This is a genomic window from Cedecea davisae, from assembly GCF_044095835.1.
GTDB lineage: Bacteria > Pseudomonadota > Gammaproteobacteria > Enterobacterales > Enterobacteriaceae > Cedecea > Cedecea davisae.
Window position 1 is genome coordinate 3,341,329 of sequence record NZ_CP172054.1, and the last position, 26,441, is coordinate 3,367,769.

Annotated in this window: 27 protein-coding genes and 1 pseudogene; 9 read left to right on the forward strand and 19 right to left on the reverse strand. The window is 52.8% G+C overall.

What is annotated here, in order from left to right:
* Window positions 1-133: 133 nt before the first annotated feature.
* The 4 genes from artP to artM are packed head-to-tail and all read left to right on the forward strand — an operon-like array spanning window position 134 to window position 3,007.
* Complete coding sequence (gene artP, locus ACG1VR_RS15920) at window positions 134-862, forward strand: arginine ABC transporter ATP-binding protein ArtP (RefSeq protein ID WP_016535577.1); 729 nt, start codon at window positions 134-136, stop codon at window positions 860-862.
* A gap of 20 nt (window positions 863-882) precedes the next feature.
* Complete coding sequence (artJ, locus tag ACG1VR_RS15925; RefSeq protein ID WP_039898034.1) at window positions 883-1,614, forward strand: arginine ABC transporter substrate-binding protein; 732 nt, start codon at window positions 883-885, stop codon at window positions 1,612-1,614.
* 8 nt (window positions 1,615-1,622) lie between these two features.
* On the forward strand, window positions 1,623-2,339 hold the full coding sequence (gene artQ, locus ACG1VR_RS15930; RefSeq protein ID WP_039898033.1) for an arginine ABC transporter permease ArtQ: 717 nt from the start codon (window positions 1,623-1,625) through the stop codon (window positions 2,337-2,339).
* Window positions 2,339-3,007 (forward strand): arginine ABC transporter permease ArtM, encoded by a 669-nt coding sequence (gene artM / locus ACG1VR_RS15935; protein ID WP_016535574.1) that lies wholly within the window; start codon window positions 2,339-2,341, stop codon window positions 3,005-3,007. The genes artQ and artM overlap by 1 nt, the downstream gene beginning before the upstream one ends.
* A gap of 46 nt (window positions 3,008-3,053) precedes the next feature.
* Here artM and ACG1VR_RS15940 read toward each other — a convergent pair whose 3' ends face one another.
* Genes ACG1VR_RS15940 through ACG1VR_RS15955 form a run of 4 tightly spaced genes read right to left on the reverse strand, consistent with a single transcriptional unit; the run spans window position 3,054 to window position 7,664 of the window.
* Window positions 3,054-4,550, reverse strand: a complete 1,497-nt coding sequence (locus ACG1VR_RS15940; RefSeq protein WP_016535573.1) for a GntP family permease — start codon at window positions 4,548-4,550, stop codon at window positions 3,054-3,056.
* Window positions 4,551-4,596: 46 nt separating this feature from the next.
* A complete protein-coding gene (gene pdxA / locus ACG1VR_RS15945) occupies window positions 4,597-5,592 on the reverse strand; it encodes a 4-hydroxythreonine-4-phosphate dehydrogenase PdxA (RefSeq protein ID WP_395489291.1) in 996 nt (331 codons plus the stop codon).
* 18 nt (window positions 5,593-5,610) lie between these two features.
* Complete coding sequence (locus ACG1VR_RS15950) at window positions 5,611-6,915, reverse strand: four-carbon acid sugar kinase family protein (RefSeq protein ID WP_395489292.1); 1,305 nt, start codon at window positions 6,913-6,915, stop codon at window positions 5,611-5,613.
* Between the two features lie 29 nt (window positions 6,916-6,944).
* Complete coding sequence (locus tag ACG1VR_RS15955; protein WP_016535570.1) at window positions 6,945-7,664, reverse strand: DeoR/GlpR family DNA-binding transcription regulator; 720 nt, start codon at window positions 7,662-7,664, stop codon at window positions 6,945-6,947.
* Between the two features lie 170 nt (window positions 7,665-7,834).
* Here ACG1VR_RS15955 and ACG1VR_RS15960 point away from each other — a divergent pair, with 170 nt between their 5' ends.
* Complete coding sequence (locus ACG1VR_RS15960) at window positions 7,835-8,449, forward strand: SIS domain-containing protein (RefSeq protein WP_055696349.1); 615 nt, start codon at window positions 7,835-7,837, stop codon at window positions 8,447-8,449.
* A 128-nt stretch (window positions 8,450-8,577) separates the two neighbouring features.
* Window positions 8,578-9,309 (forward strand): arginine ABC transporter substrate-binding protein ArtJ, encoded by a 732-nt coding sequence (gene artJ, locus ACG1VR_RS15965; RefSeq protein ID WP_172567964.1) that lies wholly within the window; start codon window positions 8,578-8,580, stop codon window positions 9,307-9,309.
* A gap of 61 nt (window positions 9,310-9,370) precedes the next feature.
* On the opposite strand, the gene rlmC is transcribed toward artJ (ACG1VR_RS15965), so the two are convergent.
* From rlmC to nfsA, 12 genes are all read right to left on the reverse strand, one after another.
* Window positions 9,371-10,507: a 23S rRNA (uracil(747)-C(5))-methyltransferase RlmC gene (gene rlmC / locus ACG1VR_RS15970; protein ID WP_395489293.1), complete on the reverse strand. Its 1,137-nt coding sequence runs from the start codon at window positions 10,505-10,507 to the stop codon at window positions 9,371-9,373.
* A gap of 51 nt (window positions 10,508-10,558) precedes the next feature.
* Window positions 10,559-10,972, reverse strand: coding sequence for a YbjO family protein (locus ACG1VR_RS15975; protein WP_016535566.1), 414 nt, complete (start codon window positions 10,970-10,972; stop codon window positions 10,559-10,561).
* Window positions 10,973-11,107: 135 nt separating this feature from the next.
* Window positions 11,108-11,953 carry a putrescine ABC transporter permease PotI gene (gene potI, locus ACG1VR_RS15980; RefSeq protein WP_016535565.1) on the reverse strand — a complete coding sequence of 282 codons (846 nt, stop codon included), beginning with the start codon at window positions 11,951-11,953 and terminating at the stop codon, window positions 11,108-11,110.
* Window positions 11,950-12,912 (reverse strand): putrescine ABC transporter permease PotH, encoded by a 963-nt coding sequence (potH, locus tag ACG1VR_RS15985; RefSeq protein ID WP_395489294.1) that lies wholly within the window; start codon window positions 12,910-12,912, stop codon window positions 11,950-11,952. The genes potI and potH overlap by 4 nt, the downstream gene beginning before the upstream one ends.
* A gap of 9 nt (window positions 12,913-12,921) precedes the next feature.
* Window positions 12,922-14,055, reverse strand: a complete 1,134-nt coding sequence (potG, locus tag ACG1VR_RS15990) for a putrescine ABC transporter ATP-binding subunit PotG (RefSeq protein WP_265438675.1) — start codon at window positions 14,053-14,055, stop codon at window positions 12,922-12,924.
* Between the two features lie 142 nt (window positions 14,056-14,197).
* Window positions 14,198-15,310: a spermidine/putrescine ABC transporter substrate-binding protein PotF gene (potF, locus tag ACG1VR_RS15995; protein WP_395489295.1), complete on the reverse strand. Its 1,113-nt coding sequence runs from the start codon at window positions 15,308-15,310 to the stop codon at window positions 14,198-14,200.
* A gap of 384 nt (window positions 15,311-15,694) precedes the next feature.
* Window positions 15,695-16,174: a YbjN domain-containing protein gene (locus tag ACG1VR_RS16000; protein ID WP_016535561.1), complete on the reverse strand. Its 480-nt coding sequence runs from the start codon at window positions 16,172-16,174 to the stop codon at window positions 15,695-15,697.
* A gap of 92 nt (window positions 16,175-16,266) precedes the next feature.
* Window positions 16,267-17,169: a 30S ribosomal protein S6--L-glutamate ligase gene (rimK, locus tag ACG1VR_RS16005; protein WP_216377012.1), complete on the reverse strand. Its 903-nt coding sequence runs from the start codon at window positions 17,167-17,169 to the stop codon at window positions 16,267-16,269.
* Between the two features lie 64 nt (window positions 17,170-17,233).
* Window positions 17,234-18,151: a LysR family transcriptional regulator gene (locus ACG1VR_RS16010; RefSeq protein ID WP_039898029.1), complete on the reverse strand. Its 918-nt coding sequence runs from the start codon at window positions 18,149-18,151 to the stop codon at window positions 17,234-17,236.
* Window positions 18,152-18,216: 65 nt separating this feature from the next.
* Window positions 18,217-19,473: a nucleoside permease gene (locus ACG1VR_RS16015; protein WP_395489296.1), complete on the reverse strand. Its 1,257-nt coding sequence runs from the start codon at window positions 19,471-19,473 to the stop codon at window positions 18,217-18,219.
* A 28-nt stretch (window positions 19,474-19,501) separates the two neighbouring features.
* Window positions 19,502-20,335 carry a xanthosine phosphorylase gene (gene xapA / locus ACG1VR_RS16020; RefSeq protein WP_395489297.1) on the reverse strand — a complete coding sequence of 278 codons (834 nt, stop codon included), beginning with the start codon at window positions 20,333-20,335 and terminating at the stop codon, window positions 19,502-19,504.
* A 140-nt stretch (window positions 20,336-20,475) separates the two neighbouring features.
* Window positions 20,476-21,198 carry an oxygen-insensitive NADPH nitroreductase gene (gene nfsA, locus ACG1VR_RS16025; RefSeq protein ID WP_016535556.1) on the reverse strand — a complete coding sequence of 241 codons (723 nt, stop codon included), beginning with the start codon at window positions 21,196-21,198 and terminating at the stop codon, window positions 20,476-20,478.
* Window positions 21,199-21,373: 175 nt separating this feature from the next.
* On the opposite strand from nfsA, the gene ACG1VR_RS16030 reads away from it, so the two are divergent.
* Entirely contained in the window at window positions 21,374-21,646 is a 273-nt protein-coding gene (locus ACG1VR_RS16030; protein WP_008461049.1) for a GrxA family glutaredoxin, read from the forward strand.
* 27 nt (window positions 21,647-21,673) lie between these two features.
* Here the strand turns inward: ACG1VR_RS16030 and ACG1VR_RS16035 are convergent, their stop codons facing one another.
* On the reverse strand, window positions 21,674-22,063 hold the full coding sequence (locus ACG1VR_RS16035) for an inner membrane protein YbjM (protein WP_395489298.1): 390 nt from the start codon (window positions 22,061-22,063) through the stop codon (window positions 21,674-21,676).
* 296 nt (window positions 22,064-22,359) lie between these two features.
* Between ACG1VR_RS16035 and ACG1VR_RS16040 the strand changes: the two genes are divergently transcribed.
* Window positions 22,360-24,042, forward strand: a complete 1,683-nt coding sequence (locus ACG1VR_RS16040) for an aspartate:alanine antiporter (protein ID WP_016535554.1) — start codon at window positions 22,360-22,362, stop codon at window positions 24,040-24,042.
* 346 nt (window positions 24,043-24,388) lie between these two features.
* A pseudogene (locus ACG1VR_RS16045) lies at window positions 24,389-24,845 on the forward strand (capsid portal protein); the annotation flags it as partial.
* A 38-nt stretch (window positions 24,846-24,883) separates the two neighbouring features.
* On the opposite strand, the gene ACG1VR_RS16050 reads toward ACG1VR_RS16045, so the two are convergent.
* Both ACG1VR_RS16050 and ACG1VR_RS16055 read right to left on the reverse strand, forming a co-directional pair.
* Complete coding sequence (locus ACG1VR_RS16050) at window positions 24,884-25,657, reverse strand: hypothetical protein (RefSeq protein WP_395489299.1); 774 nt, start codon at window positions 25,655-25,657, stop codon at window positions 24,884-24,886.
* Between the two features lie 10 nt (window positions 25,658-25,667).
* Window positions 25,668-26,132: a hypothetical protein gene (locus ACG1VR_RS16055; RefSeq protein ID WP_395489300.1), complete on the reverse strand. Its 465-nt coding sequence runs from the start codon at window positions 26,130-26,132 to the stop codon at window positions 25,668-25,670.
* Window positions 26,133-26,441: the final 309 nt, after the last annotated feature.

The following is a 26,441-nucleotide window of genomic DNA, read 5'->3' on the forward strand; positions in this document are numbered from 1 at the left end:
CCACCCGCCCCGCGATTTTGTGCTATTTTTAAACCATAAAAGCAGTTCTTTTTAAGTTTTAACGCACAAAGATTGCATAACTATTCTGTTAAAGGTAATCTTTGCGGCCTCAATCGCTATTCAACTGCATCGCATGAGTATTCAACTAAACGGCATTAATTGCTTCTACGGTGCCCACCAGGCGCTGTTCGACATCACACTAAATTGCCCGCAGGGCGAGACGCTGGTGTTGCTTGGCCCAAGCGGTGCAGGCAAAAGCTCTCTGCTGCGCGTACTCAACCTGCTGGAGATGCCGCGCTCCGGCAAGCTCAGCATTGCGGGCAATGAATTCGACTTCTCCAGAACGCCTGGCGATAAAGCCATTCGCGAACTGCGTCAGAATGTCGGCATGGTCTTCCAGCAGTACAATCTCTGGCCGCACCTCACCGTGCTGCAAAACCTGATTGAAGCTCCCTGCCGCGTTCTGGGCTTAAGCAAAGACAAGGCGCGTGAGCGTGCCGATAAGCTGCTTGAGCGCCTGCGCCTGAAGCCGTATATGGATCGCTACCCGCTGCACCTGTCCGGCGGGCAGCAGCAGCGCGTCGCCATCGCCCGTGCGCTGATGATGGAACCGCAGATCCTGCTGTTCGATGAGCCAACGGCCGCGCTGGACCCGGAAATTACCGCCCAGATTGTCAGCATTATTCGCGAGCTGGCGGAAACCAACATTACTCAGGTCATTGTGACCCACGAAGTGGAAGTGGCGCGTAAAACCGCCAGCCGCGTGGTGTATATGGAAAATGGCCATATCATCGAACAAGGTGATGCGAGTTGCTTTGCCAACCCGCAAACCGATGCGTTTAAATTCTATCTCTCACACTGATGTTGAACGGGAAAACGACAATGAAAAAAGTTCTTCTGGCCACGCTTTTAGCCACCCTGAGTCTTTCAGCTACTGCCGCACAGACTATTCGTTTTGCTACCGAAGCCTCTTACCCTCCGTTTGAGTCTATCGATGCCAACAACAAAATCGTCGGCTTTGACGTCGACCTGGCTAACGCTCTGTGCAAACAGATCGACGCCACCTGTACCTTCACCAACCAGGCGTTTGACAGCCTGATCCCAAGCCTGAAGTTCCGCCGCGTTGATGCGGTCATGGCCGGGATGGATATCACCCCTGAGCGTGAAAAACAGGTTCTGTTCACTAAGCCTTACTATGATAACTCGGCGCTGTTCGTTGGCCAGAAAGGCAAATTCGCCGACATTAGCGCGCTGAAAGGCAAAAAAGTGGGCATCCAGAACGGCACCACTCACCAGAAATACATCACCGATAAACACCCGGAAATCACCACCGTGCCTTACGACAGCTACCAGAACGCGAAGCTGGATCTGCAAAATGGTCGTATTGATGCGGTATTCGGCGACACCGCTGTAGTGACCGAGTGGCTGAAAGCCAGCCCTGAGCTGACCGCCGTCGGCGACAAAGTGACCGACAAAGACTACTTCGGCACCGGCCTGGGCATCGCTCTGCGCCAGGGCAACACTGACCTGCAAAGCAAATTCAACGCCGCGCTGGATAAAGTGAAACAAGATGGCACCTACAAAGCCATCTACGACAAATGGTTCCAGAAGTAATCGACTCGATGAACGAATTGTTTCCATTAGCAAGCGCCGCCGGGATGACCGTCGGCCTTGCCGTTTGCGCCCTGATAGTCGGCCTGGTTCTGGCGATGCTGTTTGCCGTTTGGGAATCCGCCAAATGGCGCCCGGTCGCATGGGCAGGCTCGGCGCTGGTGATGCTGTTCCGCGGCCTGCCGGAAATTCTGGTGGTGCTGTTTATCTATTTCGGCTCTTCCCAGCTGCTGCTCACCCTTTCGGACGGCTTTACCGTTAACCTTGGCTTTGCCTCGTTCCCGGTACAAATGCAGATTGAGAACTTCGACGTCAGCCCGTTCCTGTGCGGCGTAATTGCCCTCTCCCTGCTTTATTCGGCCTACGCTTCACAAACGCTGCGCGGCGCGCTAAAAGCCGTGCCGGTGGGGCAATGGGAGTCCGGCCAGGCGCTTGGGCTGTCAAAAACCGCTATCTTCTTCCGCCTGGTGATGCCGCAGATGTGGCGCCACGCGCTGCCGGGGCTGGGTAACCAGTGGCTGGTGTTGTTAAAAGATACCGCGCTGGTTTCGCTTATCAGCGTTAACGACCTGATGCTGCAAACCAAAAGCATCGCCACCCGTACCCAGGAGCCGTTTACCTGGTACGTGATTGCCGCCGCTATCTACCTCGTTATCACCCTGCTGAGCCAGTACATCCTGAAAAGGATAGACCTGCGTGCGACGCGCTTTGAACGGAGACCAGGCTGATGCTCGAGTATTTACCGGAGCTGATGAAGGGTCTGCACACCAGCCTGACGCTGACCGCCGCCTCCATTGCGGTTGCCCTGCTGCTGTCGCTGCTGTTCACCATCGTTCTGACGCTGAAAACGCCGGGGCTGGTACACATCGTGCGGGTCTACATCACGCTATTTACCGGCACCCCGCTGCTGGTGCAGATCTTCCTGATTTACTACGGCCCGGGTCAGTTCCCGTCGCTCCAGCACTATCCGGTGCTGTGGCACCTGCTTTCCGAACCCTGGCTGTGCGCTTTAATTGCCCTGTCGCTTAACAGCGCCGCTTATACAACGCAGCTGTTTTACGGTGCCATTCGAGCCATTCCGGAAGGTCAGTGGCAGTCGTGCAGCGCATTGGGGATGAGCAAGAAGGACCAGCTGGCAATTTTGCTGCCTTACGCCTTTAAGCGCGCGCTCTCGTCTTATTCCAACGAAGTGGTGCTGGTATTCAAAAGTACCTCTCTGGCTTACACCATCACGCTGATGGAAGTGATGGGCTACGGCCAGCTGCTGTACGGGCGCACCTACGACGTGGCGGTATTTGGCGCTGCCGGTCTGGTATACCTGATTGTTAACGGACTTCTGACGCTGCTGATGCGCTTCGTTGAGCGCAGGGCGCTGGCGTTTGAACGCCGCAGCTAAGCAAAAAGGGAACCCCAACGGGTTCCCTTTTTAATCTCAACTCCGCTTAGAAAAACAGCGCATTAATCAGCAGCAGCGTAACAACTCCGGTCGCCCAGAGAACCGTCGAAGTAATGCTCCATACCTTAATTTGCTCCTGAACCTCCGTCACTCCAAGCGAGCGGTTAACGACCCAGAAGTAGGCGTCGTTAAAGTAGGAGAACATAAACGAGCCAACCGTACAGCCCAGCCCGGCGATAATCGGGTCAACGCCTAAGGTTCCAATCATGGGCGCAGTAATACTCGCGGCGGTAATCATCGCTACCGTGCCGGAACCCTGAATTAAACGCACCAGCGTAGAGATCGCCAGCGGTAGAAGCACGCCCGGCACGCCAATCTGGATGATGTATTCGGCAATCATATTCCCCGCGCCAGAATCACGCAGCACCATGCCAAGCGCTCCCCCGCCGCCAATCACCAGGAAAATGATCCCCGCCGAGCGAATCGCATTTTCCATATTCAGGGTCACTTCTTTGCGATCGTAGCGGCTACCGAGGCCAATAATCGCAATCAACAGACCGGCCCCCACCGCCGTGACCGGATGACCAACGGCGACAAACATCTGCGCTACAGAGTGCTGCCAGGAGTCGCCGCCGTTCGCGAGATAGCCAAATTCTTTCAGGAAGGTCGCCAGCAGGATCAGGACGATCGGCACTAACAGCGGGGCAAAAGAGATAGCTTTCCCCGGCAGATCCTCCTCCTGCTGGGTAGTTTCGGCTCCTGCCTGCGGGCGCTCACGGGTAAAGCCGCTGCCGTCTTCGGTTGGCATCAGGAAAATGGTTTTTCCCAGATGCCGGGTATATAAGAAGCCAGCGATAGCCACCGGAACGGCCACCACCATGCTCCACAGCATAAAGCTGCCGATAGGCATATTGAATTGCGATACCACGCCAAATGGCCCCACCGCGGGCGGGATCATGCTATGGCTAATCACCAGCCCGGCGGCTAACGTCGCTCCCAGTCCCACCACCGATTTCCCGGTTGAGCGCGAGATGGCCTTCACCAGCGGCACCAGGACGATAAATGCGGAATCACAAAATACCGCCATGGAAACAATCAGGCCGATCATCACCAGCGCCAGCTCTTCACGCCCCTTGCCCAACAGGTTGATGAAGGAAAGCGCCATGCGCTTTGATGCACCGCTCATCTGAAGCAACGAGCCCATCATCACGCCAAAGCCGATAACTATCCCGATGTTGCCCAGCGTCCCGCCGAAGCCTTTGGTGATGGAGGCAATCATCAATTCACTTTTCATGCCACCCAATGAGCCGGTGATAACCGCCGCAATAATAAGCGCCGGAAAAGCCGGAATGCGCGTTTTGAGGATCATGAAAAGCAGTGCGGCGATGGCTACCAGCAGGCCGCCGATGACGCGGAAGCTGTTTAACTCCGCCTCGCCGGTGCCGCCAAGATTAAAAATCACTAAGCCGATACAAAGTACCAACAGCCCCTTCAGCCTGGGGCTTATTCCCGCCGACGCGGTTGTTACTGGATTATCAGACATACTCACCTCGCTTAAGGCGGCGAGCCGTTACGCCCGCCGCTCGCTATTATTTTTTGTACCCGGGGGCATAAAGTGCGGCCAGCCTGACGGCCTCAATCAGGCTAACGGGATCGGCAATTCCCTTACCGGCAATATCGTTTGCTGTACCGTGGTCAACCGAAGTCCGCAGAATTGGCATACCGCCGGTGATTGAAATAGTGCGGTGAAAATCCACCATTTTGGTGGCGATGTGCCCCTGGTCGTGATACGGCGAAAGCACCGCGTCCCATGCGCCCTGCAAAGCAAAATGGAACACGCTGTCGGCAGGTTTTGGCCCCTCAATCATCACGCCCTTCGTGCGCGCCAGCTCAATGCCCGGCAGAAGGATTTCATCATCTTCGTGGCCAAACAGGCCGTGCTCCCCGCCGTGAGGGTTTATTGCGGCCACTACCAGCCTTGGCTCAGGCACGCCAAGCTGCTGCAATGCCCGCGTGCAGCGCACGGCGTAATCACACACTTTTTCAGGCGTCAGGCTCTGGATGGCTTTAACCAAAGAAAGGTGGCGGCTCAGGAAGAAAACCCGCAGCGTGCGAACCTGGAAAAGCGTCAACGGGTCGTGAGCGCCGGTAAGGTGGGCAAAAATCTCTGTATGGCCGATAAAATTGACCTCTCCCGCCTTAAGCGACTCTTTGTTTATTGGCGTGGTGGCTACCGCATCGGCTTCCCCACTCAGCGCCATACTGGCCGCTTTTTCAATGCACTCATATGCCGCCCTGCCGCATTGCCCCTGAATTTCACCCGGCTTGAGTAATGCCAGATCCAATTCGCCAACTTCGATAACATTCATTATCCCCGGCTCGTCGAGATAGTCGTTAACACCGGCAATGGCATTAATTGATATCGGTACGCCAGAAAATTTTGCGGCCTCTTCCAGTACCGCTTTATTGCCGATAACGAGCATTCTTGAATATTTCCTCGCCTCCTCTGAGGCCAGCGTTTTAACGGTAATTTCTGGGCCGATGCCAGCAGCATCCCCCATTGGAATAACAACCAACGGTTTCATGATTAACTCCTTTTATATTTAAACAGCTTCTGTGACTTCCGTTTTCCCTGAAACTTTTGTCACTAAATAATCGACGCAGTGAATCAGCGTATCATCATTACCTACAAAGCCGCCTTTAGTAATAAGGGGAAGGCCATCGGACAGGCCGCCGACTAATTTCCCGTAGACGGTAAGAGGCTCAACTTCATCTTTTAATACTACGCCGCGCCCTTTTAAGCGCTTGGTAATGCTGACCATGACATCACCGCCGCTGCCGTACAGGCCGCTAATCGGTGATTTTTCTTTGATTAAAACCTGGGCCACCACTTCGGCCATCCCACGATTAATCATGCAGCTGACTTCGTGATTATCGACTTCATATTTTCTGGCAAGCCTATCCAGCGAGCAAATATGCTCAGGCGCCTCAACCGAGTCGATTCCTACTACGTCAAAGTTGCGCGTTTTATCAATAAGACTTTCAACCAACGGAGCAGCACTTTCCGGCAATAGCGAAATATCTATTAAACGCTCGGGTGATAGCGTTTCAATATAGACCTCACGCTCATAGCGCAGCTTTTTTATTTGCCGCTGGGTTAAGTCTGAAACGCTGCCGATGGCTAATAAAATTTTATTGGTTCTTCTTTGGCCTGCAGAAAATCGTATCCATGCCAGCTGGGCGGTAAAGACGCCAGGATCCACACAGAAACAGGGCAGTTTTGCTTTCTGCACCGCCAGGGCGATTTGCAGAATATCGTCTCCGGTTGTCGCGTCAATAACCACAATTCGCACGTTGTTGCGATACAGCTCCCTGAGTTTTTTACTGAGATTATTTTCCCCGCTTAGCACATCACGCAAACAGATATAGCCGACGTTTTTATTGGTTTGCTGGCGGAACAGCTCCACCACCGAAGATTCCACCATTGGATTCTTTGGGTCGTTACGCATGGCGGTATTTTGCAGCGGTATGCCATCCACCAGCAGAGAACCGCCTACGCAAATACGCCCGCTGGACGGGTAAACGGGGACCACCACGGCCATCAGATGCGGGAAGCTATCGATAACCGCGTCCACCTCTGCTCCCATATTGCCGCGCAGGGTTGAATCAATACGCTTGCTGATTAAGGTATGCTCGGGATTGATACCGGCAATCCGCTCCGCAACCCGCCTGTAGGCTTCCGCGGCGGCAACCGAGCGCGAGTCGGTGGAAAACGAAATGACGTCAAAGTGCGCTTCTTTTTCGTCGTGAGTGTCCAGGCAGGTCATGGTTGTGAACCCCCTGGCGCTCAGCAGCGCGGCGGTGGCATTCGCGCCGGTTAAATCGTCCGCTATTATTGCAACTTTCACAGTGCTTCCCTCTCTGTATCGAATGAATATCACGTCATAAGCGGCTCGCTATTGACGATGACCTGATTAAAACAAGCCAGATCGGCTATTTTGTAATGGCAGAACACATTTCTTTTGCTCTCATCAACCAGCAACACCGATTTTGCCGCGCGATTTACCGCCATCCATTTACAGTCAGCTTTACTTTGCGTGGTCGTCATTGCCCCATAATTATCGTCAAAGCCATCAGCACCGATAAAAGCCAGATCGGTATAGTGGTCACTTAAATAGCGCAGAGTTTCGCTGCAATAAGATGAGCGACTTTCTCTTACAAGTTCACCGGGGCAAATAATCAGCTTCACATCCGGCTTATCATTCAGGATATAGGCAGTAGAAATATCGTTAGTGATTACCGTTAGTGGAATATCAATCAACCAGGCCAGCTGTTTTACCGTAGTGCCGCCATCCAGAAATACTATTTCTCCTGGCTGCAATAGCTGATAAGCCTGAAGCGCAATCGACTTTTTCCACTCGATATTATCCTGTGCCTTACTTTTATATTCAGGGCTATCGTTAATGAAACCTCTAATGACTTGCCCACCAAATATAACCTTTACCCGCCCCACTTTTTGCAACGACTCAACATCACGGCGAATCGTCATATGTGAAACCGTAAAGTATTCAGCTAACTGATTTATGGTAATAGATTGATTAGCGTTAAGCATTTCAATAATACGACGCACCCTCTGCGCCTTAGAATAACGTGTCATGACTTTTTCTCTTTGAGTGCTAGCTTCACTCTATTTTTAAGCTAACGGCTTTTTAAATACGTGGTTGTGAATAAAATCACAAATTCACAGTTCATTCACTAAACCAGAAAATAAAATGGTATGGTGCCCGGGCATTGCATAATCAGGATGGCTATTTTAAGGAAATAAAGATGGATAATGAAATAAAAACCCAGCACCTAATTAATAGAGGCCGTAACGTATTAACAGAAGAGGCAGAGGTAATAATTAGTGCAACCACTAATATTAATGAGCAATTCGCTGAAGCTATAAAAATAATTTTAAATATATCAGGTAAAGTTATCGCCTGCGCAATCGGCAAGCCGGGCTATATTGCACGAAAGATTTCATCCACCTTCTCCAGTACCGGCACGGCTTCATTCTACCTGCATCCGGCAGAGGCGCTACACGGTGACCTGGGCCGGGTCAGCCGTGAAGATGTGATGCTTATCCTGTCTAATAGCGGTGAAACCGCTGAAATTATTCATATGCTGCCGACGCTTAAACATATTGGCCTGCCGATTATTTCAATTTGCGGCGGCCCAGGGTCCACGCTGGCAAAAAACAGCGACGTGGTTATCTCTTCTCAGGTGGCAAGGGAATGCTGCCCGCTTAATCTTGCTCCCACCAGCAGCACCACGCTGGCCCTTGTGCTCGGAGATGCCCTTGCCGTAACCCTGCTACAGGAACGGGGCTTCAGTCGTCAGGATTTTGCCCTCTTTCATCCGGGCGGTTCACTGGGTTCACGATTACGTCAGGCTATCTGAAGGAGGCTCCCGTAATGCCACAACACATAAAAATACATTTTTATTGAATATAAATTCATTTTGTGACAGGGTTATTTAACGCCAAAAAAGGCGATTAATAACAATACTGACAGACGGGAGCAACACCTATGAAGAAGTTACTGTTAGCCGCAATGCTTGCCACAGCCGCATTCAACGCGGCCGCGGCGGAAAAAATCAGCTTCGGCTCTTCGGCAACCTACCCTCCTTTTGAATCTCTGGATGCCGCGAATCAAATCGTCGGATTTGATATCGATCTGGCAAAAGCCTTATGCAAACAAATGCAGGCTGACTGTACCTTTACCAACCACGCATTTGACAGCCTGATCCCCTCGCTGAAGTTCCGCAAATATGATGCGGTCATTTCGGGGATGGATATCACGCCCGAGCGCGCCAAACAGGTCGCTTTTACCAACCCTTACTACGCCAACTCTGCGGTGGTGATTGCGAAAAAGGGCCAGTACAAGTCGCTGGACGATCTGAAGGGAAAACGCATCGGGATGGAAAACGGCACCACGCACCAGAAATATCTCCAGGATAAGCACCCGGAAGTCAAAACCGTCTCTTATGACAGCTATCAGAACGCGATTATCGACCTGAAAAATGGCCGTATTGACGGCGTGTTTGGCGACACGGCGGTGGTCAACGAGTGGCTGAAAACCAACCCGCAGCTCGGTACCGTTGGCGAGCACGTGACCGACCCGCAATATTTTGGCACCGGCTTAGGTATTGCCGTGCGCCCGGATAATCAGGCGCTGCTGAAAAAGCTAAATGATGCCCTGGCGGCGATTAAAGCCGATGGGACTTATCAGAAAATCAGTAATGAGTGGTTCCCGCAGTAAGCGACCTTCTTCCTGATAAAAAACTTCCGGCTATTATTCCTTCTCCCCGAGGGGGAGAAGGTCAGGCCGGGGGGCAGTATTCAAGCAGGGTCAGTACTTCGTAGTGCGAAGTATGCGGAAACATATCAAACAGCTGAGTACGCGCTACGCGGTAGTCCGGCAGCGTCTTAATATCCTTCGCCATTGTCTGAGCGTTGCAGCTCGAATAAACGATAAACTTCGGCGCCATTGCCTTCAGGTAATCACACAGCTCGCGGCCAATTCCACGGCGCGGCGGATTCACCAGCACAAGGTCGGGAATATCCTGCTGCGCCACGGCGAACCGCGTGGAGTCCAGAGCCTGAAAATGAATATTTTTAAGACCAAGCTTTTCCGCCGACTGGCGGGCGCTGGCTATCGCTTCCGGGGCAATCTCGATGCCCGTTAGCTTCATTTCCGGCGTCGCGCAGTGCAGCCCAAAGCCCCCGACTCCGCAGAACAAATCCCACATATGGTTAACCGGCAAAGCCCGTACCCAGTCGCGCGCCGTGGCATACAGCCGGGAAGCAACCTGCGGATTCGTCTGGAAGAAGCTTTGCGGGCGAATAAACAGCGGCACGCCGTTAAACGACTCCTCCAGCGCTCGCTGGCCGGTCAGAGGAATTTCCTGCTCGCCTTCCATAATCGCCATATGCACCGGCTGAATATTAGCCGAAATGACTTTTAGCTGGGGAAGCTGCTGCCGAAGCCACGGCAACGCTGCCGTTAGCTGTTCCAGCTTACTGTCGGAGCGCAGCACAAAACGCAGCATCATGCCGCCGTCGAGCTGGCTTTCTGTCAGCAGCAGGTATTTAAGCTCGCCGCGTTTACGCGCCACGTTATACGGCGTCAGCCCGGCACGGGCGATAAACGGCTTAAGGACGGTGAAAACCGCCCCGAACGATGTGGGATAAAGCGGGCAGTCGGTTAAATCTTCCGGCGTGCCGTCGCGGTGCAGCATGCCGAGCAGCGGTTTTTCCACGCTGCCGCTGACCACCATTTTGGCTTTATTACGGAATGCCTGCTCAGGGCCGCTTACCGGATCAAGCCACTCGCCCACCGCAATGCCGTCCAGCAATTGCCGAAGATCGGCCATTTTGGCGGAAAGCTGGTCTTCAACCGGCTGTTCAATCCACTGGCAGGAACGACAGCGACCGGCGTCGTAGAGCGAGCATTGCATAGCGTAGTAACCCTGAGAAAAAACGAGGGCGCAGATTGTAGCACTCCGCGCTTATTGAAGTCTGAAAAAAAGCCGACTGCGGGCGGGGACAAATAGCAGCAGCAGAACCAGGATATCCGGCAGCTTTTGGGTTATCAGCGAGCGGAAGATTTCACGCTTCGAGCCTCCGGCAATGCTGAACAGCTCCGGGTAACCCCAGCCGAGAGAGGCGGACCATAAATAACCAATCGAAATAACTTGGGTCAACAGAAAGACCCAACGGCCCCAATTGCGCCCTTTGATAATCACAAAGGCGCAGCGTAACTCCACGAAAAGCAGCACCAGGCTTGAAAAAAAGACCAGGGTCAGGCTCCAGGTTTGCACGCTGCGGTGAACAAAATCTAAGACCCCGCGCACCCCAAGCATATTAAACAGCAGCAGTAAATCGAGGCATCGGGTGGTGATGATACCTATGGCCGCCACCATCACTAAAGTGGGGACGTTTAGTTTTGCATGAGATGACCGCTGCTTCCTGATAATTTCCACAACCTCGCGTTCCTTACGTCACGGTGCCGCGACAGGCGCGGCACCGGAGGCACATCATTGCAGATTTTAGGCGTTTTAACTACGTCTTGCACTCTGGATATCGCGCAGCCGCTGCTTTTCTGCTCGCGCCATAAACCACCACGCAATCAAGCCGATAAAGCCAACCACGCCGAGAATAATCGACGCCAGGGCGTTGATTTCCGGGTTAACCCCCATGCGCACGCTGGAGAATACCAGCATCGGCAACGTGGTGGCCCCCGGCCCGGAAACGAAGCTGGCAATCACCAGGTCATCCAGCGAAAGGGTAAACGCCAGCAGCCAGCCGGAAACAATCGCCGGGGCTATCATCGGAACCGTAATCACAAAGAAGACTTTCAGCGGCGTTGCGCCGAGATCCATTGCGGCTTCTTCAATCGAACGGTCTAACTCACGCAGCCGCGAGCTGATAACCACCGAAACATAAGCGGTACAGAAAGTGACATGGGCCAGCCAGATGGTGAGCATTCCCCGGTCGCCCGGCCAGCCGATAGCGTGCGCGAGCGCCACAAACAGCAGCAGCAGCGAAAGTCCGGTAATCACGTCCGGCATAACCAGCGGTGCGGTGAGCATAAAAGCAAAGCCGCTGGAGCCGCGAAAACGGCCAAAGCGCACCATGACCACGGCAGCGATGGTGCCCAAAACAACCGCCATCGTTGCGGCAGCAGCGGCAATCGTCAGGCTCAATCCCACGGCGCTCATCATCGCCGAGTCGCGGAACAGCTCGCCGTACCAGCGCGTTGACCAGCCTGCCCAAACCGTCACCAGCTTCGAGCTGTTAAACGAGTAGATAACCAACATCAGCATCGGGGCATACAGGAAAGTAAAGCCGAGCACTAAAATCACGATACGCCACGGGGAGCGCACTACCGGCAAGTTATTCATGCGTGACCCTCCGCCGCTTTATTCTGGTATTTGTGGAACCACATAATCGGCACAATCAGCAACAGCAGCATGATAATCGCCACCGCAGAGGCCACCGGCCAGTCGCGGTTATTGAAGAACTCCTGCCACAGCACGCGCCCTATCATGATGCTGTCCGGTCCGCCGAGCAGCTCGGGGATAACAAACTCCCCCACCGCCGGAATAAACACCAGCATCGAACCGGCAATAATCCCGCCTTTGGTCAAAGGCACAATCACGCTGAAGAAGGTTCTCAGCGGGCGAGCGCCCAGGTCCAGAGAGGCTTCCACCAGCGAATAGTCAATACGCGTCAGCGCGGTATAAATAGGCAGCACCATAAACGGCAGGTAGGCATAAACAATACCGATATAAACCGCGAGATTGGTATGCAGGATCGTTAATGGCTGATCGATAACGCCGAGCCAGATCAGGACGTTATTTAATATGCCGTTATTTTTCAGGATCCCCATCCACGCATACACGCGGATCAGGAACGAGGTCCACGACGGCAGGATAACCAGAAGCAGCAGGATATTACGCGTGGAAGGCTTGCTGTGGGCAATCGCCCAGGCAAGTGGATAGCCCAGCAGCAGGCAGCACAACGTGGAAATAGCCGCAATCTGCAACGATTGCAGATAAGCCTCAAAATAGAGTGGATCGTCCGTCAACTGGAAGTAGTTTGCCAGGTTCAGGGTGATGGACAGCTGTCCGTCGGCCCAGCTAACCAGGTCGCTGTACGGCGGAATAGCGCGGGCAATCTCGGCCAGACTTATCTTGAAAACGATAAGGAACGGCAGCATAAACAACAGGATCAGCCACACATAAGGCAGGGCAATAACCAGCTTGCGCCCGTGGGCCATTTGCATACGGGCGAGCCAGCGCCGGAAACCGCCCGGCTGCGCCGCCACCGGCTCTGCCGGACCTTCAGAAAGAGTTGTCATCTCGCCCCCTTAAACCGTCAGAACCACGCAGCTGTCCGCATCCCAGCACAGACGAACTTCGTCACCCCAGGTCGGGGCACCTTTACGGTAGCGGTGCTCGTTTTGCAGCTGAGCGCTTATCATCTGCCCGCTCTTCAGGCGAACGTGGTAAATCGACAGATCGCCAAGGTAGGCGATATGCACCACTTCGCCGACGGCAAAGTTATAACCGTCCGCGGGCGGCTCTTCGCACAGCATCACTTTTTCAGGGCGCAGCGCTACGAACACCGGCACGCCGTCAACCACCGAAGCGTCCGGGTCAACCTTCAGCGGGTGGATTAATCCCGGGCTGTCAATCACCAGCCCGTCTTCCTGTCGATCTTTGAGCAGCCCTTCAAAAACGTTAACCGAGCCGATAAATTCGGCGCTGTAGCGGGTAGTTGGGTGCTCGTAGATCTCTTCCGGCTCGCCGATTTGTACGAACTTGCCGCGATTCATAATCGCGATACGCCCGGCCATGGTCATCGCCTCTTCCTGGTCGTGAGTCACCATAACGCAGGTCACGCCCACGCGCTCCAGGATATCCACGACTTCAAGCTGCATCCGGTCACGCAGTTTTTTATCCAGCGCGCCCATCGGCTCATCCAGCAAAAGCAATTTTGGCCGCTTGGCCAGGCTGCGGGCCAGGGCCACGCGCTGACGCTGGCCGCCGGAAAGCTGGTGCGGCTTGCGCTTTGCGAACTCCTGCATATGCACCAGCGTAAGCATTTCGGCTACGCGACTGGTAATTTCGGCCTTCGGCAGCTTGTCCTGCTTGAGGCCAAAAGCAATGTTTTGCTCTACGGTCATGTGCGGAAACAGCGCGTAAGACTGGAACATCATATTGATCGGCCGCTGGTACGGCGGGACATGCGCCAGGTCCACGCCATCAAGCATGATTTGCCCGGTGCTCGGCTGCTCAAACCCAGCCAGCATGCGCAGCAGCGTGGACTTGCCGCAGCCGGAAGCGCCGAGCAGAGCAAATATTTCGCCTTTGTAGATAGTCAGGCTGACGTCATCCACGGCATGTTGGCCATCAAATGATTTAGTCAGGTTGCGGATTTCCAGCAGCGGGGTTAGCGCTTTACGTGTTTTGGACTGCGGGCGAGGGATTGCATCGTTCAATTCTGTTGCTCTCCGGCAAAAGCAAAAAGAAGGTACGGCCCGGTTGCCGTACTTTTAGCCCGTTCAGAAACAAGGGCTTCTGTTCAGGCTGGGGCAGCTGCACAACTCTGGTGCAGCCGCCCGCTGCATTGCGGTTCAGGGCTTACTTGCCTGTTTTAACCTTAGTCCACGCGCGGGTGATCACGCGGTCAATTTTTGCTGGCATAACGGTTTGTGTGAACAACTTGGCACGAATATCCGCAGGCGGATAAATGCCCGGATTATCGCGCACTTCGGCACTCAGCAACGGTACCGACTCTTTGTTAGCATTTGCGTAGTAAATATGATTACTGATATTGGCCACCACGTCCGGCTTCATCAGGTAGTTCAGGAATTGGTAAGCTTCGTCTTTGTTCTTCGCATCCGTCGGCATAGCAAACATGTCGAAGTAGACCATCGCCCCTTCCTTAGGAATGGAATAAGCAATATTCACGCCATTTTTAGCTTCTTTAGCGCGGTTTGCCGCCTGCAGGATATCGCCGGACCAGCCGATAGCGACGCAGATATCACCGTTAGCCAGATCGTTAATGTACTGAGAAGAGTGGAAATAGCGGATATTTGGACGCAGCTTCATCAGCAGGTCGTTAGCCGCCCCGGTGTAATCCGCCGGGTTGGTGCTGTTCGGATCTTTGCCCAGGTAGTGCAGCACTGTGGCATAGATTTCGCTCGGCGCATCCAGGAATGAGACGCCGCAGCCTTTCAGTTTTTCGAGGTTTTCCGGCTTGAGGATCAGATCCCAGCTGTTAACCGGGGCATCTTTACCCAACGCCGCCTTCACCTTCTCGACGTTGTAGCCGATGCCGGTGGTGACCATCATATAAGGGATGCCGTATTTGTTATCGTGGTCGTTCTGGGCCACCAACTTGAGCATTTCCGGGTCAAGCTTTGTGTAGTTCGGCAACTTGCTCTTGTCCAGAGGCTGGAAGATACCGGCCTGCGCCTGACGCTCCAGGAACTGCGAAGACGGCACCACCAGGTCATAACCGGTGCTGCCCGCCATCAATTTGCCTTCCAGCACTTCATTGGAATCAAACACGTCATAGACCACTTTGATGCCGGTCTCTTTCGTGAAGTTTGCCAGGGTATCCGGCGCAATATAGTCAGACCAGTTATAGACGTGCAGCGTCTTCTGCTCGGCGGCGATTGCCGTAACCGAAGCGGCCATCAGCGCGCCGGCAACCATTCCCGACAACCATTTTTTACGTTGGTCGAACATAATTTCATTCCTTCTGAATAAAGGCCAAACCAGGCTCGAATGAGCCGAATTTACGCAATGTGACTTATCAGCGGTAGCCGCATGCCGTTTAAGACATGCAAGATTCATGCATCTCTATTCATTGCTCAAAGAAAAAAGGCGGGCAGCCTTCGCGCAGATGTCGCTCGATTTTAGAGCCACGCAAGAATAACTGTAGCCAGGGTTCGAGACTATAGCCCGGATGAAAAAACGCCTTTTATCAACTTTTTATGCATCTTTCGTCTATACAGTCGGCGAAAAGTCGCGATATGGCAGGGATTTATTTCGGCTGAAAGCCAGTAATGCAGAATAAAAATATGCGGAACGCAGCGGCTATGGCAGCCACTGCGTTAAAAGGGAGAAGGATCAGTGTACAGAGTGAGTCTGAATAATTGTGCTGTCTTGCTCTTCTTCTTCAGAGATAAACAGCAGTTGGTTAGCGCAGGCCTCGAGAATAACCATCGACACCTGCTCTTCGCTCTGCTGAACGAAAGCGGCAAACTGCTCGCGCGTAATGCCAACAGAAGCGGATAAAGACTGGCAAACCACCAGCTTTGGCAGATTATCGTCCTGAATGTCGAGGAACGCTTTTACCGTCAGAGAACTGGCGTTGATCGACGACAAGTCGGAAGCCAACGGCAGCAGAGCAGACGGCTTAACTTCAGCCAGCGCGGAAAACAGTATGATGTTGTCTACAAGATCGAGTTTCGCGTCATATACGCCATCAAAGTTCTGCATATGGGGCAAATGCAATGCCTGGCAGGTATCGCACTCGAAGAAGCTCACGCCAATTTCATCCAGCCAGCGGCGTAAAGTGTCCAGAGTCGGGACGACGAGTGAATCCATAAACGCAAAAACCTCATTACCGGTTCAAAAATTAACGCGTCATCTTACGCAAAAATGACACGTCATACTATGAATAAGCGCCGATTCGACGATTACCCACCAGTTTTAAGACAGTAGCCAGGCTGTGCCTGCTGCTCGACCCAGCCAATCATCAGACTGGCGATATCAACGCCGCTCGTGTTTTCAATACCTTCCAGACCGGGTGAAGCGTTAACCTCCATCACCAGAGGACCACGCTCGGCGCGTAAAATATCCACCCCGGCGATGTCCAGCCCGAGCGTGCTGGCGGCCTTGAGCGCAATCTCACGCTCGCGTTCGGTAATCGTCACCTGCCGGGCCGAGCCGCCGCGGTGCAGATTGGAACGGAAATCTCCAGGCTTGGCCTGACGCTCAATCGCCGCAACAACCCGGTCACCGACCACGAGGCAGCGAATATCGCGCCCTTTCGCCTCTTTGATGTATTCCTGCACCAGGATATGGGCATTGAGGCCGCGAAAAGCGTCGATCACGCTTTCTGCCGCCTGCCGCGTTTCTGCCAGCACCACACCAATTCCCTGGGTGCCTTCTACCAGTTTCACCACCAGCGGCGCACCGCCAACCATATCGATAAGGTCGCTGGTGTCATCGGGCGAGTGGGCAAAACCTGTCACCGGGAGATCGATTCCCTGCTTAGCCAGCAGCTGCAATGAGCGCAGCTTGTCGCGCGCTCTGGTTATCGCCACCGACTCATTTAGCGGGTAGCTGCCGAGCATTTCGAACTGCCGCAGAACCGCCGTGCCGTAAAAAGTAATCGCCGAGCCAATACGCGGAATAACCGCATCATAATGCGGCAATTGCCGCCCTTTATAATGCACCGAAGGCGCAGCCGGATTAATGTTCATATAACAAGAAAGGGGATCGATTATCTCCACCAGATGACCACGGCGCATGGCCGCCTCACGCAGGCGCTTGCACGAATAGAGCGTTCCATCCCGGGATAAAATAGCGATTTTCAACCTGCACCTCTGAGCAACCAGACCAAAATTAACCGCCCGGATATCATATCACTCCCCTCGCTTTTCAACGATGGGGCAAACGGCCCGGAGACTTCTTAAGGGCATCAATTAACTGCTGAGTTGTCGAAGTGAGATGCACCGGATCGAACACCGCGTAGAGATCGGCGGGGATCGGTTTAGTCGGCGGGCGGAACACTACGCCTGGCCAGCTCATTTGCGCGTAGCTGTCCGCCATAATCGTCAACCCAAAGCCGATACTCACCAGCGCCAGCACCGTTTGCGGCTCTACCGCCTCCCTGACGACTCGCGGCGTAAACCCTGCTTCGCGACATACTCGCTGCAAAAACGTCCAGTCTGAGTGTACCGCCGTCATGGTGACAAATGGTTCCCGCCTGAGCTGGGCAATGTCCACCGTTTGCTGGCACGCCAGCGGGTGCTGTTCCGGCATGGCGACCATAAAGGTTGCATCGTGCAGTTTTTCACTCTTCAGGCCACCCGGCGGTGAGGTTTCCATGCGCCAGATCCCGGCGTCTATTTCGTGGCGTTCCAGCAGCGCCAGCTGATCGCCGGGGGATTTCTCGCGAAAGGTAATATCAATAGCCGGGTAATCGGCAATAAAGCGCTGTAGCCCCAGCCGCAGGCCGCCCCAAATAGCCGTTCCGACAATGCCGAGATGAATGCGCCCGCCCTCGCCGCGCCCAATCTGCTCCACCCGAGCCAGTGCCAGGTTTGCATTGCTCAGCAGTTGCCGGGTTTCTTCCAGCAGGACTTCTCCGGCATGAGTTAAGGCAACGTGCCTGGAATGGCGGATAAACAGTACCGTGCCAAGCTGCGCTTCCAGCTCTTTAATGTGGAAGCTCAGCGGGGGCTGAGACATATTCAGCCGAGCGGCCGCCCTGCCAAAATGCAGTTCCTCGGCCACGGCCTGAAAATAACGCAGTAATTTAAGATCGGTTCGGTAGATGCGCTGAGAAGTATTCATGAGGCTCCCTGAGTAGCAAGCCCCATAAATTACCATCCCGGGCCGGTGCTGTAAGCCCGGGAGCCTTAATGTGCGAGCGATGCCGAAGAATCGACTTCACGCCGGTGGCGATACTGGAAGCTGAAGTGAAAGACCACGGCAAGCACCAGCGCATAAGCGGCAAATACCAGCCAGATTGTGGTCCAGTCTTTCACGCCGTCCACGGTGAAATAATCAACAACATAGCCGCTGATAATCGCACCGAGGTAAGCACCAATCCCGTTTACCATGGTCATAAACAGCCCCTGCGCGCTGGCGCGGATGCGTGAGTCAACTTCCTGCTCAACAAATACCGAGCCGGAGATATTGAAGAAGTCGAAGGCGCAGCCGTAAACCACCATCGAGAGCAACAGCAGCACAAAACCGAAGGCCGATGGGTCTCCCCAGGCAAACAGCGCAAAGCGCAGCACCCAGGCCACCATGCTCATCAGCATCACCTGCTTAATGCCAAAGCGGCGCAGGAAGAATGGGATCGTCAGGATAAAGGCCACTTCCGACATCTGCGAGACCGACAGCAAAATAGACGGATACTGCACCACAAAACTGCTGGCAAACTCGGGCTGCCGGGCGAAGTCATGCAGGAAAGGGTTGCCGAAGGTGTTAGTAATTTGCAGCACCGCCCCGAGCAGCATGGCAAACAGGAAGAACACCGCCATACGCGGCTTCTTAAACAGCACAAACGCGTCCAGCCCCAGGCGGCTTACCCAGCTGCGGGCGGCCTGGTTTTTGACCACTGGAATAGTCGGCAAAGTCAGGGCATACAGCGCCAGCAATACCGAAGCGACCGCCGCGATATAAAGCTGCATATTGCTCAGCTCGATTTGCATCAGGCTGACCGTCCACATCGCGGCAATAAAGCCTACCGTGCCAAAGACTCTTACGGGAGGGAAATGGCTTACCGTATCCAGCCCCGCTTTTTCCAGGCAGGCATAAGAGACGGTGTTAGATAGCGCAATGGTAGGCATAAAGGCCAGCGCGTTGCCCAGCATTGCCCAGAACATCAGCCCCGGCTGGTTAATGCTGGCCGCCCAGACCAGCATGCCCGCACACACCAAATGGCACACAGAGTAGACCCGGTTCGCCGGTAGCCATTTGTCGGCAATGATCCCGACCAGCCCCGGCATCAGCAAAGCGGCAAGGCCTTTGGTGCTGTAAACCATTCCTACGTCTGCCCCCTTAAAACCGAGGGTATTGATCATGTAAGAGCCGAACGTAACCAGCCACGCTCCCCAGATGAAATACTGCAAAAACAACATGATTTTCAAGCGCAGTTTAATCGCCATGCGTTTTCCCCGGATTGGTCGGTCAGGCTCAGGCGAGTTTGCCGAGGAAGCCGCAAATCAGATTGATAAAGTTCTGGCGCGACAACGCGGCAGCTTTCAGCGTCTGCTCATGGGAAAGTTGGATCTTGCCCAGACCTTCCGCAAGGTTAGTGATAGCCGAGACGGCAACAACCTTCAGGCCACAGTGGCGGGCGCTAATCACTTCCGGAACCACCGACATGCCAACAACATGGCCACAGATAATTTGCATCATGCGGATTTCGGCTGCGGTTTCAAAGTTCGGGCCGGGATAGGAAACAAATACCCCTTCGTGTAGCGGGAACCCTTGCTCCTGCGCGACCTGCTGCAATACGCCACGATAGTCGGCGTCATAGGCATTTGCCAGCGAGAAGAAACGCTCGCCAAACCGCTCATCATTAGGCCCGACGGTTGGCGTGCCCGGCATGGTGTTAATGTGGTCGTTAAGCGCAACCAGGCTGCCGGGCTCAACTTCAGGGCGCAGGGAGCCTGCGGCATTGGTAGAGAACAGAATTTCGCATCCCAGCAGTTTGAAGGTGCGAATTGCGCTGGTCATGACCGACATTCCACGGCCTTCATAAAAGTGTCCGCGCCCCTTCATGCAGGCTACCGGGACGCCCGCCAACGTGCCGATAACCAGCTCACCGGCATGACCGTGAACGGTGCTAACCGGGAAGCCAGGCAGCTCGTCGTAGGAAAAGACCACCGGGTGCTCGATTTTTTCCGCCAGCTCGCCAAGCCCGGATCCCAGAATAAAAGCGACGCGCGGCACCAGGCCGTTAATGCGGGAACGGATAATATCGGCGGCGTAAAACGGAGAGTTGTCAAAAGCAGTAGTCGGCATCAGATGCTCCTTGTCAGATTGTCGAAATAACTGCAGCAGTTATAGCGACTCAGCGTCTTAAGGAACCAATACCGTTTGCGGCAATGATTAATACGGAAAATGTATTGATTGAAGAAATGGCGGCCAGGCCGCCATTTTACTTAGCGTGTAGCCCACCCCTGCTTGTGCAGATAGTCGAGCATAAACAGACGGTTTTCTTTGATGATGGTGCGGCTGATGTGGGCGCTCCATGTATCCCGGCGCGTGTTGCTGTCGCGGCTCAGATAATATTGCGCAAGCTGTTCGTCGTATTCGTTCAATAGCTCACGATCCAGCGGCTGGTAGCGGTTTTCGTGCACCAGCATCGCGGCGGGCATGCGCGGCTTCACGTCTGGCTGTGCATCCGGCCAGCCGAGGCAAAGCCCAAACAGCGGCAGCACATATTTCGGCACGCCAAGTAGCTCACCAACCGCCTCGATGTTATTACGAATGCCGCCGATATAAACACCGCCCAGCCCCAGCGATTCCGCGGCGGTAAGAGCATTTTGCGCCAAAATTGCGGTATCGACCGCGCCAAGCAGCAGCTGCTCCGCCAGCCCAAGCTGGGCGTCCGGGCAAATTTGCAAATTACGATTAAAATCGGCGCAGAACACCCAAAACTCCGCGGCCTCTGCGACGTGCTTTTGCCCACCGGTCAGCGGCACCAGCTGCTCGCGCAGCGCCTTATCGGTAATACGAATAATAGAGCTGCACTGTAAGAAACTGGAGGTCGAGGCCGCCTGAGCACCGGCAATAATGGCCTCGCGCTGCTCATCGGTTATCGGCTCGGCGGTAAAATGGCGAATTGAACGGTGCGAACGAAGCAGATCGATGGTCGGCGTCATCTTTTTTCCTTTGGTTTTTTTAAATCAGGTTGAGTCGAAAAGGCTCGAAATTGATGCCAGATAGCTTACGGTCATCAAACTAACAGGCACAGCCTTCTTTCAAAATGTGACGGATATCGGCATTATAAGTTCATTCGCCGTTTCGTATCGGCCATAAAAAAACTGAGGAGAGAGCATGTTTGCAGTGATTTTTGGACGCCCTGGCTGCCCATATTGTGTTCGCGCTAAAGAACTGGCTGAGAAACTGACCGCCGAGCGTGATGATTTTAACTTCCGCTATGTGGATATCCACGCCGAAGGCATCACCAAGGCTGACCTGGAAAAAACCGTGGGTAAACCGGTTGAAACCGTACCGCAGATTTTCCTCGATCAAAAGCATATTGGCGGCTGCACCGACTTTGAAGCTTATGCGAAAGAGCATCTGAACCTGTTCCAGACCGCGCAATAAGTTAAAGCTTGCCCAAAAAACCGACTGTTAAAGGTCGGTTTTTTTATTGGCGCGGGCGTTGCTGCGGTATAGCACAAACAGCAGATAACACAGCGAGCCCAACGAAGACCAGAACACCGCGCTAAGCAGCCAGGCTATCTCCTGCCAGAAAGAGCGGGGAGTGGACAAAAAAAGTTGAGCAATTAACAGGCAGACAGGCGAAGCGAGCATGGCGCCCACCAGGGGTTTCACCACTTTGTCGCTTTTAGAAAAGAAACTGGCTACCGCGCCGGGGAAGAGAAAGAAAAGCAGCCCCAGCTCATAATGCCCGCTGACTATAAACCGCCCCATTACATGTAAATGTAGCGAAAGAAAAACCAAAATAAATAGCACAAAGCAGCAGGTTATCCCCAGCCACCGTTGCCCTCGCTTGTGCATCTCACCTCCTGACATCTGCTTCTGGTAGAAAATAATCTGCGGGTTTCCACGCAGAGCCTTTACCCAGTTTGATAAAACTTTGGCCATCCATGCCGATAAAGCATTGCCACAATTAGCACAATATTCTTACTAGCCGCTGATACTCATAAAGATTAAACTAGCGGCGGAAATTCGGTCGTCTCGTGAGATATTTTAATGCCTGATAATTGCCGGTCGTTATCAACTGACCCGTCAAAACATTAGCTCATAACTCTATCTCTTTCAACAGCTTACTGGTAAACAAGAAGTTAGCCTTCGTGAATATAAACGTCGCAGATTTGTTAAACGGGAATTACATCCTTTTGTTATTTGTGGTACTCACGCTTGGACTCTGCCTGGGTAAATTACGCCTCGGTTCGGTGCAACTGGGTAATTCCATTGGTGTTTTAGTGGTTTCTTTATTACTCGGGCAGCAACACTTCGCGATCAATACCGATGCGTTAAATCTTGGCTTTATGCTGTTCATTTTCTGCGTCGGCGTAGAAGCCGGGCCGAACTTTTTTTCTATTTTCTTCCGCGACGGCAAAAATTACCTGATGCTGGCCCTGGTGATGGTTGGCAGCGCGATGGTGATAGCCCTTGGCCTCGGCAAACTGTTTGGCTGGGACATCGGCCTTACCGCCGGTATGCTAGCGGGCGCTATGACGTCTACGCCGGTGCTGGTTGGCGCGGGGGATACGCTGCGGCATTCGAGCATGGCCAGCGCGCAGCTGGCTACTTCGCTGGATAATTTAAGCCTCGGTTACGCCCTTACCTATCTGATTGGCCTGGTCAGCCTGATTGTTGGCGCGCGCTATATGCCGAAGCTACAACATCAGGATCTGCAAACCAGCGCCCAGCACATCGCCCGCGAGCGCGGCCTGGACACCGACGCTAACCGCAAGGTCTATCTCCCGGTGATCCGCGCCTACCGCGTTGGCCCGGAGCTGGTTGCGTGGGCGGACGGCAAAAACCTGCGCGAGCTGGGCATTTACCGCCAGACCGGCTGTTACATCGAGCGTATTCGCCGCAACGGTATTCTGGCGAACCCGGACGGCGACGCGGTATTGCAGATGGGCGACGAAATTTCACTTGTGGGCTACCCGGACGCGCACTCGCGCCTCGACCCGAGCTTCCGTAACGGTAAAGAGGTGTTCGACCGCGACCTGCTGGATATGCGTATAGTCACCGAAGAGATTGTGGTCAAAAACCATAACGCCGTTGGCCGCCGCCTCGGGCAGTTGAAGCTGACCGACCACGGCTGCTTCCTCAACCGCGTGATCCGCAGCCAGATTGAGATGCCAATTGACGACAATATCGTGCTCAACAAAGGCGACGTATTGCAGGTCAGCGGCGACGCAAGGCGCGTAAAAACGGTTGCGGAGCGCATCGGCTTTATCTCCATTCACAGCCAGATTACCGACCTGCTGGCGTTCTGCGCCTTCTTTATCATCGGCCTGATGGTCGGGATGATTACCTTCCAGTTTAGCTCGTTTAGCTTCGGCATCGGCAACGCCGCCGGGCTGTTGTTCTCCGGCATCATGCTCGGCTTCCTGCGTGCCAACCACCCGACCTTCGGCTACATCCCTCAGGGCGCGCTGAATATGGTGAAAGAATTTGGCCTGATGGTGTTTATGGCCGGGGTAGGCCTGAGCGCGGGCAGCGGCATCAGCAACGGCCTCGGCGCGGTTGGCGGGCAGATGCTTATCTCCGGCCTTATCGTCAGCCTGGTGCCGGTGGTTATCTGCTTCCTGTTCGGGGCTTACGTCCTGCGCATGAACCGCGCGCTGCTGTTCGGGGCGATGATGGGGGCACGAACCTGTGCGCCAGCGATGGAAATCATCAGCGACACGGCCCGCAGCAACATCCCTGCTTTGGGCTACGCGGGCACCTACGCTATCGCTAACGTGTTGTTAACTCTGGCCGGTACGTTGATAGTCGTGATATGGCCCGGATTGTGATCTTGGGCACAGACAAAGAAATATACTTTTTTTTTATACCTGAGCGAACTTTCTGACGGGGCGTCAGTCTGAATTAGTGCCACTGCTTTTCTTTGATGTCCCCAATTTGTGGAGCCCATCAACCCCGCCGTTTTCGGTTCAAGGTTGATGGGTTTTTATTTGCCTGAAATTCACCTTACCTTCATAAAATCAGTTACTTAAATCATCACTTTCTCATGCATGGCGACAAAGTGGCGGTAGCGCTTTTGCTATAGCGGGATCGGGCCATAAAAACCACCAGCGTCGGGTCAGTATCAGTAAGCTAATTGTTCCTGCATTGCTTTCGAATGAGACGGTGCTCCGCTGATTTTTTGCGAACGGCATGGCTACGCAGCCGTATGAGTTCACCAAGGGCAGCATTTTTCACCTGATCGAGCCGGACCTGAACCAGGAGGCTTACGGCCTGCCGGAGTACCTGTCCGCCATCCCATCCGCTCTGCTGAACGAGTCCGCCACGCTGTTCCGCTGGAAGTATTACATCAACGACAGCCATGTGGGATTCAGATCATCCCGCAGCCAGAAGTGACGGCAAAGGATGAGTTTCTGAATATCACGAATGTGAGCCGGGACGACATGATGGCGGCTCGCCGCATTCCGCCGCAGATGATGGGGATTATGCCGAGCAATGTTGGGGATTTGGGGATGTGGAGAAGGTGATTAATGTGTTTATGCGAAATGAGCTAATACCCCCACAGATGCGGATTGCAGCGATTAATTATTGGTTAGGTAAGTGCATTATAAATTTCGCTGAATATAAACTGTAATTAAAGCCAAGTCAGTTAATAGTGACTTGGCTTTAAATCTATTGCTGGTTTCGAGTTTTAGCATTCTTCATGGTATGCTCATAGACAATTGAACTTTCCTGCGGTAACGGAACTTGATTATTTCTCACTTGATAATCAATGCTATCCATGGTTAAAAGAAGCCCGCTCGTAGCCATAATATCTTGAGCCACCTCTTTCACTTTCAACTTAATGACAATGCAATCAGCTTCTTGATGGTCTGTTGCTATTTCGTACAACCTACGCAGATAATTCTGACGCAGCTCATCAACTCTTTTAGTTAGTTCATCAGATACAGCTCTAATTTCATTACCTTTAGCTGCAAGCTCAGCATCTTTTTTTTCTAACGCCTTAGTATGTTTGGCTTCTAGCTCACTTATTTCATTGATTAATCCTCCCGTCTCAGTGTCTAGTTGTTGTTCTGATTTTTCAGCTGTGAGTGCGGAAGCTCGCTCACCAATCACAAGACTTACTATAATTGTAGCAACATACACAAATTTTTGATTTGATGCTGTTGTGTAGCTTGCTAAGCCTAAAGATATTGCTGGAAGAATTACACCAGAAAACACCCATCTAAAATATTTTTTTGAAATAAATTCATCTATTATTTTCTGAAGATTTTTTGATAGTGTCACTGCAATTACAACAGCAATAAAAACCAAAAAAATAATTACATCAGCATTCCATTCATTATGGATGGAATAATTTGAGGTATCTGCCGAGACAACTTTCAAATCAGATTGCGCCTTCAAGTTTAACGTTGAATTTTCATCTAAACTAGGCTTTGTTGGCATAACTTCCTCACTAGTCCTTAGTTACTGCCAGAAAATTCATTGGCGCACTTCTTAGTAAGACAAGGGATAAATTAAGATCATTAAAATTAACATCACCGTTAGCAGATAATATATCTGCACAGAAATCAACATAACCTACTTTTTTAACATAAACCAGAGCCTTGATGCCCACTGCATATGCATTAAATTGATTTGCCCTGCCTAATAAATTCATTTCCTCAATAGATTTTGTTGCGGTAAAGTCAAATGCATTTATAATTCTAATCAATTTAAAATATTCTGTAGAAAGCACTTCCACTTTAAAAACAGTCTTTGATTGCTCAAAAGAAAAACTAAGATCGCCATCATCTCCACTAGTTTCAGGGTCAATTTTAAAATTGGATGCTCCATCTAAGGACTTAAAACATTCATAGATTTTGTGGCAGACATTAACCTGCTCTTTACTACTCTGATTTTGATTTAGCTCATTTTCCACAATTTACTCTCATGCATACTGGGGTATTAGTGTCATAGTATCCATAAGTTTATATAAAAAATTTAAAAAAGTGAACATGATCAGGTTCGTAACTATTCGATTATAGTTTCCCCCTGGTTTTTTAGTACCTAATAGAGTGCTACACATTTTGTATTTACTGTCTTACTTAAATTTTGAAGCTACCAACAGCGTGCGCTCGTATCCCCGCCACGCCTGCCCGCTTTGTGTAGTGGTTTTCATGGAGGTGCATGACGGGCCGGAAAGTGCGCCAGTTCTGGCGGCCCCGACCCGTTGCTATTCTTTTGGATC